This is a genomic window from Oryzophilus luti (genome assembly GCF_059726245.1).
Genome location: NZ_AP040874.1, coordinates 1509110 through 1526969, shown reverse-complemented (window position 1 = coordinate 1526969; position 17860 = coordinate 1509110). Strand labels below are relative to the sequence as shown.

Sequence of the window (17860 nt, the reverse complement as noted above, 5' to 3'; positions counted from 1 at the left end):
CTGTGCGGTTGCCTCGAGTGATACAGGGTGGAATGGGCGCGGGCGTTTCCAGCTGGGAGCTGGCGCGAGCGGTTTCAATGACGGGCGAACTGGGCGTAGTTTCCGGCGTGGCGCTGGATGCGATTCTGGCGCGCCGCCTGCAAATGGGCGATCCCGGCGGGCACATGCGCCGCGCGCTGGCGCACTTTCCATTCCCCAAGATGGCCGAGCGGGTGCTTTCGCGCTACTTCATCGAAGGCGGCAAGGCCGCTGGCGCGCCGTTCAAGCTGACGCCGATGTTTGCCCTCAAGAGTTCGCCCGATCTCATTGACCTGACCATTACCGGTCACTTCTGCGAGGTTTGGCTTGCGCGCGAAGGTCACTCGAACCCCGTGGGTATCAACTTTCTCGAGAAGGTTCAACTGCCGCACCTCTACGCCATGTACGGCGCCATGCTGGCCGGTGTGAGCTACGTGCTGATGGGCGCGGGCATTCCGCTGAAGGTGCCCGGCGCGCTCGACGCGCTGTCGCAGCATCAGCCCGCGAGCTATCCGCTCTATGTCTGCGGAGCGCAGGCGGACGACGCGCATACGCTGGTTGAGTTTGATCCGCGCGAAGTCATGGAGTGCGAACTGCCGCCGCTGGAGCGTCCGAAGTTCCTGGCCATCATCTCAAGCAACACGCTGGCCTTGACGATGGTGCGCAAGGCGAATGGCCGCGTTGACGGTTTTGTGATTGAAGGCCCCACAGCTGGCGGGCACAATGCGCCGCCGCGCGGCAAGCTGCAGATGGACTCCGAGGGCGAGCCGGTTTACGGCGAGCGCGACGCGGTGGACCTGGAGAAACTGCGCGCCATGGAGCTGCCGTTCTGGCTCGCGGGCGGCTACGGTTCGCCGGAGATGGTGGAGCAGGCTTTGGCCACCGGCGCCGCTGGCGTGCAGGTGGGCACGTTGTTCGCGCTGTGCCGCGAGTCCGGCCTGCGCAGCGACATGCGCGAGGCGGGCCTGCGCATGGCCCGCGCGGGCGAAGCAAAGGTGCGTACCGACATGCTGGCTTCGCCGACGGGCTTCCCGTTCAAGGTATTACAGGTGGAAGGCACCGGATCGGAACAGGCCGTGTACGAGGCGCGCGTGCGCCTGTGCGACGTGGGGCAGCTTCGTGAGGCGTACCGCACGCCGGAGGGCAAGGTGGGCTTCCGCTGTGCCGCCGAGCCGGCCGATCTCTACCTCTCCAAGGGCGGCAAGCCGGAAGATACCGAGGGCCGCAAGTGCCTGTGCAACGCGCTGCTGGCCAACATCGGGCTGGAGCAGGTTCGCAAGGACGGCTACACCGAGCCGTGCCTGATCACCGCGGGCAACGACTTTGCCGCCGTGGCGCGGATGCTCGAGAACGCAGAGGACTACACGGCCGCCGATGCCGTCCGCAGCCTGCTCTCAAAGGTGAAGCAGCCGATTGCGATCGATGAAGTCGAGGGCTTTCAGCTCGCAGCCTCCGCAGGCAACGTGCTCTCTGCGTAGAGCAGTTCAATCTGCTGCTTGTAACGTGCCTCCACGTTGCGGCGGCGCAGCTTCAACGTCGGCGTAAGCAGGCCGTTTTCAATAGTCAACTCATCCGGCAGCACGAGCACTTTCTTCAGGCGCTCGTGCTTTGCCAGGTTCTCGTTAATGCTCTCCACAATGTGCTCGTAGAGCTTCTGCACGCGTTCGTCGGCCACCAGCGCCGCGCGAGAGGCATAGCTCACGCTGTTTTCGCGCGCCCAAGCCTCGAGCACAGGGAAACTCGGCGCAATCAGCACGGCAGGGAAGCGGCGGCGCTCGCCGATGACGGCCGCCTCGGCCACCAGCGGATTCGTCTTCAGCGCGCTCTCAATCGGCTGCGGCGCAATAAACTTGCCGCCGGAGGTCTTGATCAGATCCTTCTTGCGGTCGGTGATGAACAGGTAGCCGTCGCTATCGAGCGCAACAATGTCACCGGTCTTGAACCAGCCATCTTCAATGGCGTTCGCCGTCTCCTCCGGCATCTGCCAGTACCCTTTGAAGACGCTCGGCCCGCGCACCAGCAGCTCACCATCGTCAGCCACACGGATTTCGAGGTTCACCAGCGGCTTGCCCACGCTGCCCAGCCGGTGCTCGGCCGGAGTGTTGACGGCGATGACAGGCGAGGTCTCGGTGAGGCCGTAGCCTTCGCAGATCAGCAGGCCGATCTTGGCGTACCACTCGGCCAGTTCGCGCCCCAGCGGCGCGCCGCCGGAGATGAACGTGCGCACGCGTCCGCCCATGCCGTCGAGCACCTTGCGGAAGACCAGCGCGTTGGCCAGCTTCCACGCCAGAGAGCGCGGGCGGTGACCTTCAAGGACCTCCTGCATGTGGCGCTCGCCCACCTTCATGGCCCAGTTGTAGAGACGGCGCTTCGGGCCGGTGTGGCCCACCTGCCGTTGCACACCGTTGTATATCTTCTCAAAGACGCGCGGCACACCCACGAAGACCGTGGGGTGCACTTCCTTCAGCGTGCGCGGCAGCTCCTCGATGTTCTGGCAGTACGACATGGTCACCTTCGAGGAGTACTTCACGTAGTCCACGTGGCGCGCCAGGATGTGCGAGAGCGGCAGGAAGGAGACCGACAGGTCGCCCTCGTTGAAGGCGAAGCCGCTCATGGAATACTGCATGTTGCTGATGATGTTGCCGTGCGTGAGCATGACGCCCTTGGGCGTGCCGGTGGTGCCGCTGGTGTAGATGAGCGTGGCCAACTCGTCCGGCTGCACGCTGCGGGCAATGGCGTCCAGTTCGTGGTCGCGCTCCATGGGGCCGGCAGCCATCAGGTCATTCATCCGCACTAGTTCGAACTTCCAGCCGGTGGGTTTCGGCTCGGGGGCATCCATCAGGACGAGGTGTTCTAGGCCGATAGCGCGCGAGAGTTCCTCCACCTTGCGGCGCTGTGCGTTCGTGGAGACAAAGATGGTGCGCGCGCCGGAGTTGCGGATGAGGTACTCGCACTGCTCGGCCGTGAGCGTTGGGTAAATGGGCACGGTGACCGCGCCAATCATGAGGATGGCGAAGTCGGCGATGGCCCAGCCGGGCCGGTTTTCGCTGAGGATGACGACACGGTCTCCGCGCTGGACGCCCCAGCGGCGAAGCGCGCGGGCTACACCCGTCACGCGCCGGTAGAGCTCGCGAGAAGACATTGGCTGCCATTTTCCGCCGCATTCGTAGAGCATGACGCGAGGATGGTCGCGCTCCACCACACGGAAGAAAACATCATTCAGCGTATGCAGGTTCGGGTTCGGCGTTGCATTCATGATAGCGGCGCCGTGAGGGGACCCAGCGCTCGGTTACGTCGATAACCCGGACAAAATGATATCGGCGACTTCTTCCGTCGCCTGCTCCAGGGGATAGCTCTGTTCGGCCAGTACCCAGGAGGTCACCATTTCATCCACCGCCCCGAAAAAGCAGTTCGCTGCAATCTTGTCGTTCAACTCCGGACGGAAAATGCCTTGCTGCTGCCCCTCGCGGATCGCTTCCCGCACAATGCCGAAGTACTCGATCATGTGGTTCCGCGAAAACGGGGTCAGGAACCGTGCGCTCTGCCGCAACTCCATCTGGAAGACGATGGCGATGTCCCGGTTGGCGCCGAGGCGTCCCAGGTGCATCCGGATGAGGTGCCGCAGACGTTCGGTGGGAGACTCGATGTCGGCCAGTTCCGTCCGCGCCTCCTTGACGAATCCGTCAAAGGCGGCATTAATGGCCGAGGTCAGAATCTCCTCTTTGTTCTTGAAGTAAAGATAAATAGTGCCGTCGGCCACTCCCGCCCGATCGGCGATATCAGAAATACGAGCTACATGAAAGCCCTTCTCGGCAATCACCGAGATGGCGGCGTCCAAAATGCGCTGATACTTCTCGCTGGCCAGACGGTTGACTGAGATCTGGCCCGCCTGTGGTTCATCCTCTCGATTCGGCACGTGAATGTTTCCCAAGGGAATCGCTCTCCGTCCGCGGCCTTTATTTTCCGCGGGCAGCAGGTGCCCACACTCTAAAGCCGATTTCGATGAAACGCAACGCCGGGCCGCAGGGTCTGCCGGTTGCCCGGCCATGCCATGCCTCACCCGATGGGCGGAGACAGTATCAAAACTGCCTTCCGGGTGCAACAGGATTCCGCGGGACAAAAACGCTGTGCCTCGCACCTGGAAAACGCTGCCCCGTTCTCACCGAAAAATGCGCCATGCTGGGCCCTGCAACTCGCACAAGCATCCGATGTACGAGCCGCCACGCGGGACACAAAATACTTGCGCCACGGCGGCTCCGGTGTGCCACGGATTGAAGCGCCACACGGCTCGGGGCATCGTGGTCTGTGCATATCCGAGGGGGACCGTTCTACGACTGCACTTGCGACTGCCAGCGCAACGCCGCTGTTCATGCGGGTGCGAGCAGCATCGTTCGTGATCCACAGGCGTTGGTTTGACTCTGGGGCTATGGATTGTTACTATCTTGTTGCGGGGTGGAGCAGTCCGGTAGCTCGTTGGGCTCATAACCCAAAGGTCGAAGGTTCAAATCCTTCCCCCGCAACCATCGGAACGCCACAGTTGAGCTCAGCTCCTGTGGCGTTTGTCTTTTCCCGCTGAATTCCAACCACAGGTACGCTTATCCGCTTTGCGCGGGGCGGCGCTTCGTATAGTTTGTCCTATGAGAATCGAGCGGGGAGCTTTGCGCGCGGGTTGGCTCAAAGGTTTCTCCGGCAGTGGGTTAGGGGACTGTTGTGTTGCGAAGTCTTGCCGCTCAGGCAGGGGGCGAAGAGGCCGCGACAGCGTCTCAACCGACGGTGTAATATTTGAATGAGCAGGTAACAGAGAGGGAGTTCATGTCTTTTTCGTGGCGAAGCCGCACGCCGCTGGCAGCACTGTGTGCGGCGATAACGATAGCCGTATTAGGCGCCGCATCCTGCGGCTCGAGCAACTCCGGCAAGATCCGAACCTTCGCCGGGAATGGGGTGCAAGGCTCCAGCGGAGACTCGGCCAACGCCTTGAAGGCCGAGATGAATCTTCCGCTCAAGTGCGTGATGAGCAGCAGCAATGAGCTGTACATCGCCGATTCCGGCAACGACCTAATCCGCACGGTGAGCCTGTACAAGGCCTCCGGCAGCGAAGGCACCTATTACATCTACCGCATCGCGGGCACCATCATCACGGATTCGACCGTGGGCAACGCGGGCTACAGCGGAGACGGCGGCTCCTCAACCAACGCCAAGCTGAACCAGCCGCAGGGCGTGGCACTGAATTCCTCCGGCGACGTCTACATCTCCGACACGCTCAACAACGTCGTGCGCAGGATCGACCACTCCTCCGGCATCATCACCACGGTGGTGGGCACCTCCACGCAGGGCTACGGCGGCGATGGCAGTGTGGCCACGGCGGCAACGCTGAACCGCCCGATGGGTTTGACGTTCAACTCCAGCGGCGATCTATACATTGCCGATTACGGCAATCAGGTCGTCCGCAAGGTGGATCACTCCACCAACATCATCACCACCGTGGCTGGCAACAACACGCTCGGTGCGGGCTACAGCGGCGACGGCGCCGCGGCGACTTCAGCCACGCTGAACTACCCGATGGACGTTGCCGTGGACAGCTCCAGCAACCTCTACATTGCGGATTCGCAGAACCACGTGGTGCGCAAGGTTGATACCAGCAACAACATCTCGACCTTTGCGGGCACGGGCACGGCCGGCTACACCGGCGACGGCGGCAAGGCCTCGGCGGCGAAGCTGAACAGCCCGCGCGGCTTGGCGTACTTCAACAGCGAGTTGTATATCGCGGACTTCTCCGCGAGCGCGGTGCGCAAGGTTGGCAGTGACGGCAACATCGGCACGGTGGCCGGTGACGGCATCTCCGGCTACTACGGCGACGGCGACAAGGCCACCAAGGCCCACCTGTTCGCGCCCAGCGGAGTCACCCTCGACAGCAGCGGCAACATCTACATTGCGGACTCCGGCAACAACGTGATCCGGAAGGTATACAAATGATCGGAACAACGCGACGGAAAGCAAACCAGTTTGTGTTGGCCTGCGTTGGAGCCGTGCTGTGCGTTTGGGTCCTGGGCCTGGCCGCTTGCGGCACCGGAAGCAACACCGACCAGTATGTCGGCGGCACCGTCTCCACGGTGGCCGGTAACGGCATTGGCGCCTTTGCCGGTGACAATGGCTCGGCGCGCTCGGCAGAGATGAAGACGCCGTCGGCAGTTGCCTTGGATTCCGCGGGCAACATGTATATTGCCGACACCGCCGACCACGCGATTCGCTACGTGGACCACAGCAGCCAGGACATCACCACCATCGCCGGCATCGGTACCAGCTCCGGCTACAGCGGTGACGGCGGACTGGCAACTTCGGCCACGCTGAATTCTCCGGCGGGTGTCGCGGTTACCTCCGACGGTTCGACCCTCTATATCGCGGACACAATCAACAACGTGATTCGCAAGGTCGTCATGAGCACCGGCGTCATCAGCACCATTGCCGGAACTGGCACAGGCGGCTATAGCGGCGATGGCGGGCAGGCGACTGCGGCCACCATGAGCAGCCCGAAGGGCATGACGCTGGATTCCGACGGCAACCTGCTGGTAGCCGAGTTCGGCAACAACGTCATCCGCAAAATCAACCTGACGAGCGGCGTCATCTCCACGGTGGCCGGCAACGGCACGGCCGGTTACAACGGTGACACGTTTGCTGCGGGCGCAGCCGAGCTTTCGGCTCCCAGCGACGTCAAGGTGGACAGCAAGGGCAACATCTTCATCGCAGACCACGGTAATTTTGTCGTGCGCAAGGTTGATACAAACGGCAAGATCACGACCTATTCGGGGACCGGCGTCAGTGGTACGGCGGGAGACGGCAAGCTGGCGAACGAGTCCACCATGCACGTCTACGGCCTGGCCATCGATAGCAGCAACAACGTGATCGTGACCGACGACATCAGCCACCTCATGCGCATTATTGTTGCCGCCAATGCGCGCATTTATCTCTATGCGGGCACCGGTACCGCCGGATACAGCGGAGATAAGGGCCGCGCCAAGGATGCGGACTTCCATGCGCCCCTCGGCTCGGCGATTGACTCCAGCGATAACCTCTACGTTGCGGATTCGACCAACAACGTCATCCGCAAGATCACTTCCAAGTAGAACAACGGAAGACACGATCAAGGGCCGGCGGAATTCCGCTGGCCCTTTCCATTTGTACCCAAGCACGCGTGTAACACGCCGGGGCGCTGCGCATTGGTGCTCTCTGCACGTGCGCTCGCAGCCTGTACACGGGCAAGGGGCTTCTGCAGAGCGCAGAGCGCCGCTCATTCGCGCCTACAGACGCTGATTGAAGCGCGAGAGGCAATCACAAGAGCAGGCTGGAGGTGGAGTTTCTGCGGGGCAGCAGAAAGGCCAGTGGCGGTGCCACTGGCCTTCGTTCCTGCGCGAGGCTCGCGATCCCTAGAAGGTGACCTTGCGAACCTGGTTGTTGGCCGAGTCGGCGATGAGCAACTTGCCGGTGCTCAGGAAGGCCAGGCCGGTCGGCTGATCCAGTTCGGCGTTGGTAGCCGAGTGACCGTTGCCGCTGTAGCCGGAGGTTCCGGTTCCCGCAAGCGTCTTGATCTTGCCGGTCGAAGCATAGACCACGCGAATGACGGCGTTGGTCGAATCGGCGATGTAGAGGTTGTTGCTGGCATCGGTGACCATGTCGGTGGGTGCGGCCAGCACAGCGCCGGTCGGCAGGCCGTCATCACCGCCGCTGCCGTAGACGCCGTTGCCAGCCACGGTGCTGACGATGGTGGTGCTGACGACGATCTTGCGCACGGCGTGGTTGCCGGTATCGGCCACGAACAGGTTGCCGGAGCCGTCAAGGAACAGGCCCTGCGGCTTATAGAACAGGGCGCTGGTGGCCACACCGCTGTCTCCGCCGAAGCCCGAGGTGCCGCCGGTGCCGGCAAAGTCGCTGACAACGCCGGTGGAGAGCACAACCTTGCGGATGACATGGTTGTTCGTATCGGAGATGTAGAGGAAGCCGTTCGTGCTATCGACGGCGAGGCCAGTCGGATAGTTGAGCTTCGTTGCGGTGGCCTGTCCGCCCGGGGCGGTGTACCCGGCCGTGCCGGTGCCGGCCACGGTGGAGATGATGCCGCTGCTGTTGATCTTGCGGATGACGTTGTTCTTGGAATCGGCGATGTACAGGTTGCCGCTGGCATCCAGGGTGAGCGCGCTGGGGTAGTTCAGCGTGGCCGCCGTGGCATCGCCGCCGTCTCCGGCGTAGCCGGCAATGCCGATGCCGGCGATGGTGTGAATATTGCCAGAGGTATCGACCTTGCGGATGGCGTGATTGCCATAATCTGCGACATAGACGTTTCCGCTGGAGTCGACGGCGAGACGCAGCGGCGAATAGAGTGCAGCGTCCGTGGCGGCGTAACCGTCGCCATTGAAGCCCTTGGTGCCGGTTCCGGCAAAGGCCGCGATGTGGCCGTTGTCTGTGCTGTTACCGCCAGTGCCGCAAGCAACGCTCAGCAAAAGGAGCGAAGTGGCGGCCAGCGCGCAAAAGCCAACGGTGATGAATTCAAAACGGGATCGAAACCGCAACATTGTGCCTCCAGGCAAGAATACGCAATGCTCAGAACATCAACATTCTATCGGAAAGTCACGGTCGTGGCATGGCACAAATGTTCGCGAGGCGGCAACTTGTGCCGTCGAGCAGCACAGTGTGAATCTTTGTAAATCATTTTCCAGAGAAATCCCTGCGCAGGATGCAAACGCAATCATTCTTTACAGGGGAATGGAGGCTGGCGCGTCTTATCCTGAGGGCACGAAGCTCTCGTAAGACACGTATGAATTTCAAGCGCACACTTCTGATCCTCGTGCTGGTTGGGCAGAGCCTGCTGTTGCCAGGTTGTGGCTTCTTCCTCTCGGACAGCGACCTCGACACCATCGACCTTTCGCCGGAGAGCTACTTTGCCATCGCGGGCGAAACCAAGCAGTTCACCGCGACCGGCACCACGGTTGGCGGCGACAGCGTCGATTCGACGAACACTGTGACCTGGAGCAGTTCAAGCACGAGCGTGGCAACCATCAGCTCCACCGGACTGGTCACGGCAGTCGGCAATGGTTCCGGCGTGGCCTCGACGACCATCAAAGCGAAGACCGGCACGGCCAGCCAGACAACTTCATTCACCGTGGGGCCGGACACCTTGTCGAGCATCACTCTGTCGCCGTCCTCGGCGACCGTCGTGGTTGGCTACACGCGGCAACTGAGCGTGCTGGCGAAGTTTGCTGACAATTCCAGCTATTCAGTGCCAACGCACGTGACCTGGACCTCCTCGGACACCAGCGTGGCCAAGGTGAGCAGCAGCGGCTTGGTGACGGCCGTGGCTAGCGGCAGCGCCACCATTACGATTACCGCCGAGTATTCCGGCGGCACGTTAACCGATACTTCCACCATTACCGTTTCGTCCACATAGAGGACCGGCGAGGGCAAGGGGCGGCAAGCGGGCAGAGAAGGAGTCCATCGAAATGGCGAACAGGTGTTGCAGCGCGGCCAGCGCGGAAAGCCCCGTCGCTTCCAGCGGCAGCCTGCGTCCGCGGGCGATCATCGCCGACGATATTCCGGAACTGCTCCACGGCATACGCTGCCTGATGGAGGACAGCGCCGAAGTGGTTGGCACCGCCAGCAACGGCGCAGAGGCGCTGTCCCTGGCAATTGCCTTGAAGCCGGATCTGGTGCTGCTGGACGTGAACATGCCTGTGCTGGACGGCTGCGCCGCAGCCCGCGAGATCAAGAAGGTGATGCCAGAGACCCGCGTGGTGCTGATGTCGGCCGAAGACTCCGAGCAGGTGCGCCGCGACGCCGTCAGCAGCGGCGCCGACGCCTTCATACGCAAGGCGGAGCTGATCATGGGAACCCAGGGAATTCTGGCGGAAGCCTGAGCCAGCCGCGTACCGGCACACACTCTCTCGAACGTAATCCTCGCACGAAAGCTACGCCCGCCGGGGCTATCTACCGGCGGGCTCTTTTTCTGTCTCGGGTGCCGCAGGAAGCTCAATCGTGATGAGCAATCCTCCGCCGGATGCGTTGGTGGCGCGGATGTTGCCGCCGTGCAGGCGCACGGCGCGGTGCGAAATGGCGAGTCCCAAGCCGCTGTGTCCGCTGCGCATCTGCTCGCCTTCGCTGCGATGGAAGGGAAGGAAAATGTCCTGAAGTTCGTTCTCTGCCACGCCCGGACCATGATCGCGGATCTGCACGGAAACCATTGAAGGCTCGGTGCTGGAGCGCGCCACGGAGACTTCGATGGTGGAGTCCTTGGGCGAGTAGGTGATGGCGTTGCGGACGATGTTCTCCACCGCGCGGCGCAACAGCTCATGATTGCCGACAAGCCAGCAGTGTTCGGGCGCGCTCAGCGTGACCTGGCAGCCGTTGTGCGCTGCTTCAAAGGATCCGTCGTCGACCACGTTCTCAAGGAGCGGCACCAAGTCCATGCGGACATACGTTTCGGGATCGATGCGCGTTTCCAGGCGCGCGAGCGTCAGAATCTCGCCAACCAGATCGTTCAGGCGGGCAGTCTCAATCTCAATGCGGTTCAATGCTGCTTCGCTGGCGGGAGTGGCGCTGTTGCGTGCCAGTTCCACCGCCACGCTCAGGCGCGCCAGCGGCGAGCGCAACTCGTGCGAAATGTCCGAGGTCATGCGGTGCTGCGACTCAACAAGTGCCTGCAGGCGGTCGGCCATGGCGTTGAAGTCCGTAACCAGGCCGGCGATTTCATCGCCCCCGGTAGGTAGCCGCGACGAAGCACGTGCGGAGAGGTCTCCTGAGGCGAGCTTGTGCGTGGTACGCCGCAATACGACGATTGGCACCGAAATATAGCCGGCAAGGCCGTAACAGACGACTGCGGCAATGATGAGAAGAATGCCGAGACGTGACCAGAGGGGGTCACCCCAAAAGCCGGGGCCATGTTCTCCGGGGCCTGCCCCGGGGCCTTCGCTGCCCGCGCCGTCCCCTGGCCCCGCACCGCCTTCAAACCCTCCACCCTTCTGATGCAGCGGCATGGAAGCGACGAGCACATAGGCCGTGGCGTGCTGTCCGGACATGGGGATGCGTATGTAGAGCCTGCCTTCGTCGATGAATTGCTCGTCGGTGCCGGTGAGCACCTTCTGCATGACGGGGTCGGGCGTGTCTCCCAGCACCGGTTTGCCGCCCTGAAAGAGCGAGACGTGCGCGCCGCGCTCGTGGCTGGACTGGTTAAGAAACTGGCGTGCCAGGTCCTGCTGGCCGTTCTCCGTGAGCGTGACCAGCAGGCGGCCGACGGGCTGCATGTAGGTGCGGAAGTCGCGCACGATCGGCGGCGGCGGCGATTGCGGCGGCGGATAGAGCCAGACCGTCGCGGCGATCGCCAGCGCGATGGTCAGCACAAAGCAGAGGAAGATTTTGCTGAACAGGCTCAAGCGTTCTCCGCCGCTGGCGGAAGGGTGTAGACGTACCCGACTCCGCGCAGCGTCTTGATCGGGTCGGTCATGCCCGGATCGGTGGTCAGCTTCTTGCGCAGGCGGCTGACGTGCACGTCAATGCTGCGGTCATACGGCGTTGGCGAGCGGCCCAGCACCTCGCGGCACAGGTCGTCGCGCCCGATGATCTTGCCCGCGTTCTTCACCAGCGTCAACAGCAGATTGAACTCCATGCCTGTGAGCGGAACCTCCTTGCCAGCGCGTGTGACGATGCGCTGACCCAGGTCGAGCTCAACGTCGCCCATCTGGATGCGGGGCAGGCCGGTTTCGCTGGTCATGGTGCGGCGCAGGATGGCGCGCAGTCGGGCCACCAGTTCTCGCGGATTGAACGGCTTGGCGAGGTAGTCGTCCGCGCCCAGTTCCAGGCCGAGAATGCGGTCCAGTTCGGCGCCGCGGGCGGTCAGCAGCAGCACGGGCATGGAGGAGACACGGCGCAACTGACGCAGCACATCCAGCCCGTTGAGGCGGGGCAGCATGATGTCCAGCACGAGGATGTCTGCCTCGCGGGCCTTGGCGCGTTCCAAGCCGGTGCAGCCGTCATGCACGGCCTCTACGTGGAAACCCTGCGGCTCAAGGTAGTCCTTGACCAGCGTGCACAGCTCCACATCATCATCGACGATCAGTACATTATCCATTTGATTAGCCGGAGGAGGTTGAGGCAAAAGCCCGGATTCAGGAGGTAAGCCCGGAGACACTCCTCCCCTCCACTCAAAATAGACGGATTTCCTGTAAAGATGTATGTAGAAATTGCCCGGAGGCCGAAATATTCGCGGATTCGCCCTGATCAGGCCTGCCGGGTGGCCCCAACCGGTCCAATGACCCGCAAAAGTTGATTTTCCTGCAACCCTTTGCGGTGCTCCGGACATCTGATAGCGAAAGGCAACCACCCCGGCGCCGGAGATGTGCAGGACCCAAGGCCCAAGGCTCCCAATCAACCATCCAAGAGGAATTTCACTGTCAGGAGTGACGATGATCCAGCAGGAGATATCCCAAGGGTTCCCGGAACTGTTTGGTACCAAGCGCGTCAACGGACGCGAACTGGACGTTTATGGCACCATCGCAACGCTCACCCGCGAGCTTGACCCGCTGATTGCGCGCGCACTCGCCCTGCGGCACAGCCTGCTGCAGGATGCTTCTCCGGTGCGTCAGAAATACGCCTGGCCGCAGTGGAGCGAGAGCTTTGAAGATCCCATCAATGGCGAATCCCGCAGCTATCGCGAAATTGTGCAGGGATTGATCGACAACTTTTTGGGCAAGGACACGCCGCTGCGCTGGCGGCTGAATGACGAAGTTCCGGTTCCCGCCGACGCGCATCCGCTCGCGAATCCGGGACTTGAACTGACCGGCCCGTGGGCGCCGCTGGACATGGCGTTCAACGCGTTGAACAGCGAAGCGCCGATGAACATGCCGGACTTCGAGGATGCTTCCCCCGCGCACTTTCGTCCGGCGGGTTCCGGCGAGCCCATCGGCGTTTTTGCCGCGCTGCGCAACGCCAAGCAGATTTTTGAAGGCCAATGGACCGAGCGCGCTTACGAGGTGGAAAAGAAGGGCAAGACGCGCGCCTACCGGCTGACGAAGCCCGCGGCGGCTTGGCCCAAGCGCTTTGTGCGTCCGCCGAGCCTGCACATACGCTTTGAGCACGTGCAGGTGGATGGTCATGCGGCGCCGGGATTGATTGTGGTTGCCGTGCTGTGGGCGCTGAACAACTATGATTCTCTGCGCAAGCTCGGCACCGGCCTGTACTACTACATCCCCAAGCTCCAGACGCCGCACGAGGCGCTGATCGTGGAGAAGATGTTTGCGCGGCTGGAGGCGATGATGGGCCTTCCGACCGGCACTATCAAAATCAAAATGCTCTACGAGGAAGGCAACGGCGGACGCTATCTGCCTGCCATCCTGTGGACGCTGCGGCGGCGACTGCTCGGCACCAACGTCGGACGCTGGGACTACCTCGGCAGTCTGATCGAAATGTGGAAGGACGACGCGCAGGGGGTCTTCCCAGATCCGCAGTCGATCGGCATGGCCTCGCCGAACATGATTGCCTACCAGCGCTACAACGCACTGCTGATGATGATGGCCGCGATGCGCGACGGAGAAATGACGCAGGGCGGACCCATCGGCGGCATGGCGGCCGTGATGATCTACCAGGAATCCGACCCATACGGGCGCTCGCGCTACAACCAGCTCGCGTTCCGCGCGATGGAGATTGATAAGCTGCGCGAGCGGTTGCTCGGCCTCATGTTTGTTCCTGATGGCGAACTGTCCGCAGAGGCCGCGCCAACGCTGGCGGAGATTATTGCGGGCAAGGTACGCGGACGGCTTTACGACACCTACCGGCAGAGCTGGGTGGCCAGCCCGGAAAAGGCCTATGTGGAGGCGGGCAACCGTCCGCTGCGCGCGCGCCTGACCGAATTGCAGATGTTGCTGGATGCGCCGCGCCGGAGCATAGAAGTCAACAGGAAGCCGGTGCCGGTGGCAGGCAGCGGCCTGAGCGAGGCAGAGATGCAGGTCTTCCGCTTGCGCGGGCTGGTGAACCAGCAGGGCAGCATTACACCACGCGTGGTGCGGCGTGAAGCTCTCGATGCGCCGGAGAAGCTGCTCTCGCCGGAACTGTGGGCCGCGATCTACGGCGTACCATCCGGCGATGTCACCATCGAGCACATTCAGCACGCCTTCTACATGGCGGCCAATTATGGCTTCCAGATTTTGAACGGCAACTTTGCCGCCGCCATCGACGACTACGAGCTGCGTCTGCGCTTTATGAATGACCTGGCGACGTATCGCATCGACATGTCGTGGCTGTGGACGCTGGTGCAACATCAGGCGGTAATCACGCGCGATGGACACCTGAAGCGCGCAAAGCTGACCGAGGACGGCGTGGTTCCCGCGCTCGATGCCGAGCCGGTGAAGGCTGGTACGCACTTTACGTCGGAGCTGTTCGAGAAGGTGTGGCAGTACCACGGCGAATGGACCGCCGCATTTTTCGCCGAGCAGGACAAGCGTGGCGATGCTTCGCGTTTTGACCGCACGAAGGCCGCGGTGATCATGGAATTGCTGCGGCGGCAATTGCTCTCGCCACGTTACGTGCAGCACAGCGCGCGCCTGTTGTTTGTGGTGGGCGAAGCGGGTGAGCGCGAGCGCGCACAGGTGCTCGACGCCGTTTTCGATCTGCCGCGCGAGGAAGTGGTGAAGCGCGTTGAAACGGGCGAATACGCGCCCGCGATTCTTGAGGCGCATGACTACATCCTCGACGTGTTTGCGGAGTCGGCGGTGATGGCCGCGCGATGAGACCTGCCAAAGTGAAAGGAAAGCCCCGCCACACTGGCGGGGCTTTTGACTTGCGCGTTGCCTGCACGCTACGGCCGCGTGACTTCCTCAACGAGGTAGATGAACGAGCGGTAGACTTCGCCGGTCGAGCGCGTCATGCCCATCTCGCAGGTGCGGCTGCTGGAGTAGCACCCGCCCGGATGATTGTGCGCGTGCACGTCGATGGTCTCCAGGCGGGTGGCGGAGGCTGTCAACTCCGGCACCAGAAAGCCGCGATCTCCGGCAAAGCCGCAACAGCCGGCGTTGGGCGGCACGTAGGCGGATTCGCTGGCCCAGCGCGCAATTGTTTCGAGCTTTCCAGTGAGGCCCATCTTTACCACGGAGCAGACCGGGTGCAGCGCCACGGGCTTCTGCTTGCGCAGCGGCGTAAGGCGAGGCAGCAGCGTGTCGGCCGTGTACGCAATGCTGTCGAGGATGCGCATGCGGTCAAAGCGTTGCTGGTTCTCCGGGGTGAGCGCGCCGCGCGAGTGCAGCACGCCGTAGGTGCAAGGACTGGTGTCCATCACGATTGGCAACTGGCCCTCGCGAGACCACCGCCACATGCGCTCGATGGTCAGGTTCGCCATCGCCGCATGCGCTTCCGTAAAGCCCTTCGACGAATAAGGCGTGCCGCAGCAGGTACCGGCGACGTCTTCCGGAATGTGCACGGGCGAGCCCGCACGCTGCGCAATGCTCACAAAGGCCTGTGCCAGAGACGTGCTGCTCGGCTCGCCGGGCAGGTGGCCCATGGCGCGCGAGATGCAACTTGGGAAGTAAATGGCCTGCGCGGTCGCCGCGTCGGTCACAGGCAGCGCGGCCTCGGCAGGCTTTGCCATTTCGCGCGTCCACTCCGGCATCTGGCTGCCAAAGACCGCGCGCAGCACACGCGTGATGGCGCGAATGCCGCCGAAGCCAATCACGCGCTGCGCCAGGTGCGCCGCGCCCAACCCGAAGCGAATGACCTGCTCGATGTTTGCGAAGTGGCGCACAGTGAACATGGCCACGCTCTGCGCGCGGGCGGAGTTCATGCTGGCACGGAGCCGCTTGACGAGGCTGCCGGTGTCAATGCTGACCGGGCAGGCGGTGGCGCAGAGCCCGTCGGCGGCACAGGTGTCGAGCGCCATGTAAGGGAAGTCGCGCTCGAGTGCCGCGAGTTGCGTGGGATCAGCGTTCTTTGCATTGTGCAGGCGTGTCAGCTCGCGCCGGGTGACGATGCGCTGGCGCGGCGTGAGCGACAGCTCGCGGCTGGGGCAATGCGATTCGCAGTAACCGCACTCGATGCACTTATCGATCTCGCTTTCCACGCTGGGCAACTGTTTTAGGTTGCGCAGGTGCGCGCGTGAATCCGCGTTGATGATGACGCCGGGATTCAGGAGTCCGTGCGGGTCGGCCAGTTGCTTGAGTTCGCGCATAATGGCCACGGCCTCCGGCCCCCACTCGGTCTCCACGAACGGCGCCATGTTGCGCCCGGTGCCGTGCTCGGCCTTGAGCGCGCCGTCGTAGCGCTCCACCACCATCTTCACCATCTCGTCGGTAAAGCGCGCGTACTGGTCAATGGCCGCCTGCGTGTTGAATGATTGCGTGATGACGAAGTGCAGGTTGCCGTCCTTGGCGTGACCGTAAATGATGGCGTTGTCATAGCCGTGCTTGCGGAAGAGTCCGTTCAAATCGCGCGCGGCGGGTGCCAGGTGCTCGATGGGGAAGCCAACATCCTCGATGATGACCGTGGTACCGCTTTTGCGCACGGCCCCGACGCAGGGGAACATGCCGGCGCGGATTTTCCAGTAAGCCGCCTGCGTTGCGGCATCGTGGGTGAAGGCCGCTGGCTCCAGCAGACGAAGCCCGGCGGTGCCTGTACGCGCCATCTCCTCAAGCTGCGAACGGTCACTCTCCTGCGCGGTCTGGAACTCGACGAGCAGCCCGGCCGCGTCCTCACCCAATCCACGGATGGAGGCTGGCGTACCTGGCTGATCCTCCACTGAACGCAGCGCGGCGCGGTCCATGATCTCGAGGGCTTTTGCTCCCGCCTGCCGCAGAGGAACGATGGAATCACTGGCGGCGAACAGGTCCGGGAAGAGGAGCAGCCCGGTGTACTTCACGGGCAGCTCCGGCACGGTGTTCAGCACGGCCTCGGAGATGTAGGCCAGCGTGCCCTCGGAGCCGATGAGCAGGTGCGAGAAGATGTCGACCGCCAACTCGTAGTCGAGGAATGCGTTGAGACCATAGCCGGTCGTGTTCTTGGAGCGGTACTTACGGCGGATTCGCTCGGTCAGTTGCTCGTTGGAAAGTATCTGCTGGCGTAGTGCCAGCACACCGGCGGCAAGGCGCGGCTCGTGTACATGGAAGAGTGCGTCGGCGCCCACATCCGCAGTGTCAATCACCGTTCCAGAGGGCAGCATAAAGCGGATGCTGTGCAGCGTGTGGTAGGCATTCTGCTCGACGCCACAGCACATGCCGCTGGAGTTGTTGGCCAGAATGCCGCCCATGGTGCAGGCCGAGATCGAAGCCGGGTCAGGCCCGATTTTTGCCAGGTAAGGTGCCAGTTCGCGGTTGGCAGCCGCACCGAGCACGCCCGGCTGCACACGAATCTTCTTGCCCTGCTCGAGAACCTGCACCGTTCGCTGGTGGCGCGCCACTTCCACCAGCAGGCCATCGCTCACAGCCTGTCCGGAGAGGCTGGTGCCGGCGGCGCGGAAGGTCATCGGAATTCCGTGCAGGTGGCTGAACTCGAACAGCCGCGCCACTTCCTGTTCATTGGCGGCTAGCACCACGGCCTTGGGAATCAGGCGATAGAAGCTGGCGTCCGAGGCGAATGCAACAAGGTCTATAGGCCGCACCAGTACGCGACGGGCGTCGAGCGTCTGGGCGAGCTGGGTATGTATCTGTTCGGAAGAAAGGAAGGAATGCGCTGGGGGTACCGCCAATGCCATATGAGGTCTCCGGCGCCATGCCGGGCGGATACCGGCACAGCGCATCCTATTAGCTTACTCAACTTTGTGTTCTGCGGCGGTAAAACCTTGGATGGAGCCGTCCGCAATCCGGAGAGGGCGAAGACTTCCGGAGGT

Annotated in this window: 12 protein-coding genes and 1 tRNA gene; 7 read left to right on the top strand and 6 right to left on the bottom strand. The window is 62.7% G+C overall.

Annotated elements, in window-relative coordinates; all coding sequences use genetic code 11:
• The first annotated feature begins 2 nt into the window (after positions 1-2).
• A complete protein-coding gene (locus AC6IZO_RS06555) occupies positions 3-1496 on the top strand; it encodes a nitronate monooxygenase (RefSeq protein WP_497809198.1) in 1494 nt (497 codons plus the stop codon).
• Here the strand turns inward: AC6IZO_RS06555 and AC6IZO_RS06550 are convergent.
• Complete coding sequence (locus AC6IZO_RS06550; RefSeq protein ID WP_497809196.1) at positions 1457-3274, bottom strand: AMP-dependent synthetase/ligase; 1818 nt, start codon at positions 3272-3274, stop codon at positions 1457-1459. The two genes, AC6IZO_RS06555 and AC6IZO_RS06550, sit on opposite strands and share 40 nt — an antisense overlap.
• A gap of 33 nt (positions 3275-3307) precedes the next feature.
• On the bottom strand, positions 3308-3934 hold the full coding sequence (fadR, locus tag AC6IZO_RS06545; RefSeq protein WP_497809194.1) for a fatty acid metabolism transcriptional regulator FadR: 627 nt from the start codon (positions 3932-3934) through the stop codon (positions 3308-3310).
• A 530-nt stretch (positions 3935-4464) separates the two neighbouring features.
• On the opposite strand from fadR, the gene AC6IZO_RS06540 reads away from it, so the two are divergent.
• The 3 genes from AC6IZO_RS06540 (at position 4465) to AC6IZO_RS06530 (ending at position 7139) form a co-directional block, all read left to right on the top strand.
• Positions 4465-4541, top strand: a tRNA-Met gene (locus AC6IZO_RS06540).
• Positions 4542-4830: 289 nt separating this feature from the next.
• Positions 4831-5991, top strand: coding sequence for an NHL domain-containing protein (locus AC6IZO_RS06535; protein WP_497809192.1), 1161 nt, complete (start codon positions 4831-4833; stop codon positions 5989-5991).
• On the top strand, positions 5988-7139 hold the full coding sequence (locus AC6IZO_RS06530) for an SMP-30/gluconolactonase/LRE family protein (RefSeq protein ID WP_497809190.1): 1152 nt from the start codon (positions 5988-5990) through the stop codon (positions 7137-7139). Before AC6IZO_RS06535 ends, AC6IZO_RS06530 begins: the two co-directional genes overlap by 4 nt.
• A gap of 300 nt (positions 7140-7439) precedes the next feature.
• On the opposite strand, the gene AC6IZO_RS06525 is transcribed toward AC6IZO_RS06530, so the two are convergent.
• Positions 7440-8579 carry an NHL repeat-containing protein gene (locus AC6IZO_RS06525; RefSeq protein ID WP_497809188.1) on the bottom strand — a complete coding sequence of 380 codons (1140 nt, stop codon included), beginning with the start codon at positions 8577-8579 and terminating at the stop codon, positions 7440-7442.
• Between the two features lie 242 nt (positions 8580-8821).
• Here AC6IZO_RS06525 and AC6IZO_RS06520 point away from each other — a divergent pair, with 242 nt between their 5' ends.
• Both AC6IZO_RS06520 and AC6IZO_RS06515 read left to right on the top strand, forming a co-directional pair.
• Positions 8822-9451 carry an Ig-like domain-containing protein gene (locus AC6IZO_RS06520; RefSeq protein ID WP_497809186.1) on the top strand — a complete coding sequence of 210 codons (630 nt, stop codon included), beginning with the start codon at positions 8822-8824 and terminating at the stop codon, positions 9449-9451.
• A 52-nt stretch (positions 9452-9503) separates the two neighbouring features.
• Positions 9504-9917, top strand: coding sequence for a response regulator transcription factor (locus AC6IZO_RS06515; RefSeq protein ID WP_497809184.1), 414 nt, complete (start codon positions 9504-9506; stop codon positions 9915-9917).
• 66 nt (positions 9918-9983) lie between these two features.
• Here AC6IZO_RS06515 and AC6IZO_RS06510 read toward each other — a convergent pair whose 3' ends face one another.
• Positions 9984-11429 (bottom strand): sensor histidine kinase, encoded by a 1446-nt coding sequence (locus AC6IZO_RS06510; protein WP_497809182.1) that lies wholly within the window; start codon positions 11427-11429, stop codon positions 9984-9986.
• Positions 11426-12124 (bottom strand): response regulator transcription factor, encoded by a 699-nt coding sequence (locus AC6IZO_RS06505; protein WP_497809180.1) that lies wholly within the window; start codon positions 12122-12124, stop codon positions 11426-11428. Before AC6IZO_RS06505 ends, AC6IZO_RS06510 begins: the two co-directional genes overlap by 4 nt.
• Before the next feature lie 334 nt (positions 12125-12458).
• Between AC6IZO_RS06505 and AC6IZO_RS06500 the strand changes: the two genes are divergently transcribed.
• A complete protein-coding gene (locus AC6IZO_RS06500; protein ID WP_497809178.1) occupies positions 12459-14777 on the top strand; it encodes an aldolase/citrate lyase/malate synthase family protein in 2319 nt (772 codons plus the stop codon).
• 68 nt (positions 14778-14845) lie between these two features.
• On the opposite strand, the gene AC6IZO_RS06495 is transcribed toward AC6IZO_RS06500, so the two are convergent.
• A complete protein-coding gene (locus AC6IZO_RS06495; protein ID WP_497809176.1) occupies positions 14846-17725 on the bottom strand; it encodes an FAD-binding and (Fe-S)-binding domain-containing protein in 2880 nt (959 codons plus the stop codon).
• Positions 17726-17860: the final 135 nt, after the last annotated feature.

Coding starts and splice junctions, on each gene's coding strand:
- AC6IZO_RS06550 (WP_497809196.1), bottom strand. CDS start 3,274: ATGAATGCAACGCCGAACCCGAACCTGCATACGCTGAATGATGTTTTC.
- AC6IZO_RS06535 (WP_497809192.1), top strand. CDS start 4,831: ATGTCTTTTTCGTGGCGAAGCCGCACGCCGCTGGCAGCACTGTGTGCG.
- AC6IZO_RS06530 (WP_497809190.1), top strand. CDS start 5,988: ATGATCGGAACAACGCGACGGAAAGCAAACCAGTTTGTGTTGGCCTGC.
- AC6IZO_RS06525 (WP_497809188.1), bottom strand. CDS start 8,579: ATGTTGCGGTTTCGATCCCGTTTTGAATTCATCACCGTTGGCTTTTGC.
- AC6IZO_RS06520 (WP_497809186.1), top strand. CDS start 8,822: ATGAATTTCAAGCGCACACTTCTGATCCTCGTGCTGGTTGGGCAGAGC.
- AC6IZO_RS06515 (WP_497809184.1), top strand. CDS start 9,504: ATGGCGAACAGGTGTTGCAGCGCGGCCAGCGCGGAAAGCCCCGTCGCT.
- AC6IZO_RS06505 (WP_497809180.1), bottom strand. CDS start 12,124: ATGGATAATGTACTGATCGTCGATGATGATGTGGAGCTGTGCACGCTG.
- AC6IZO_RS06500 (WP_497809178.1), top strand. CDS start 12,459: ATGATCCAGCAGGAGATATCCCAAGGGTTCCCGGAACTGTTTGGTACC.
- AC6IZO_RS06495 (WP_497809176.1), bottom strand. CDS start 17,725: ATGGCATTGGCGGTACCCCCAGCGCATTCCTTCCTTTCTTCCGAACAG.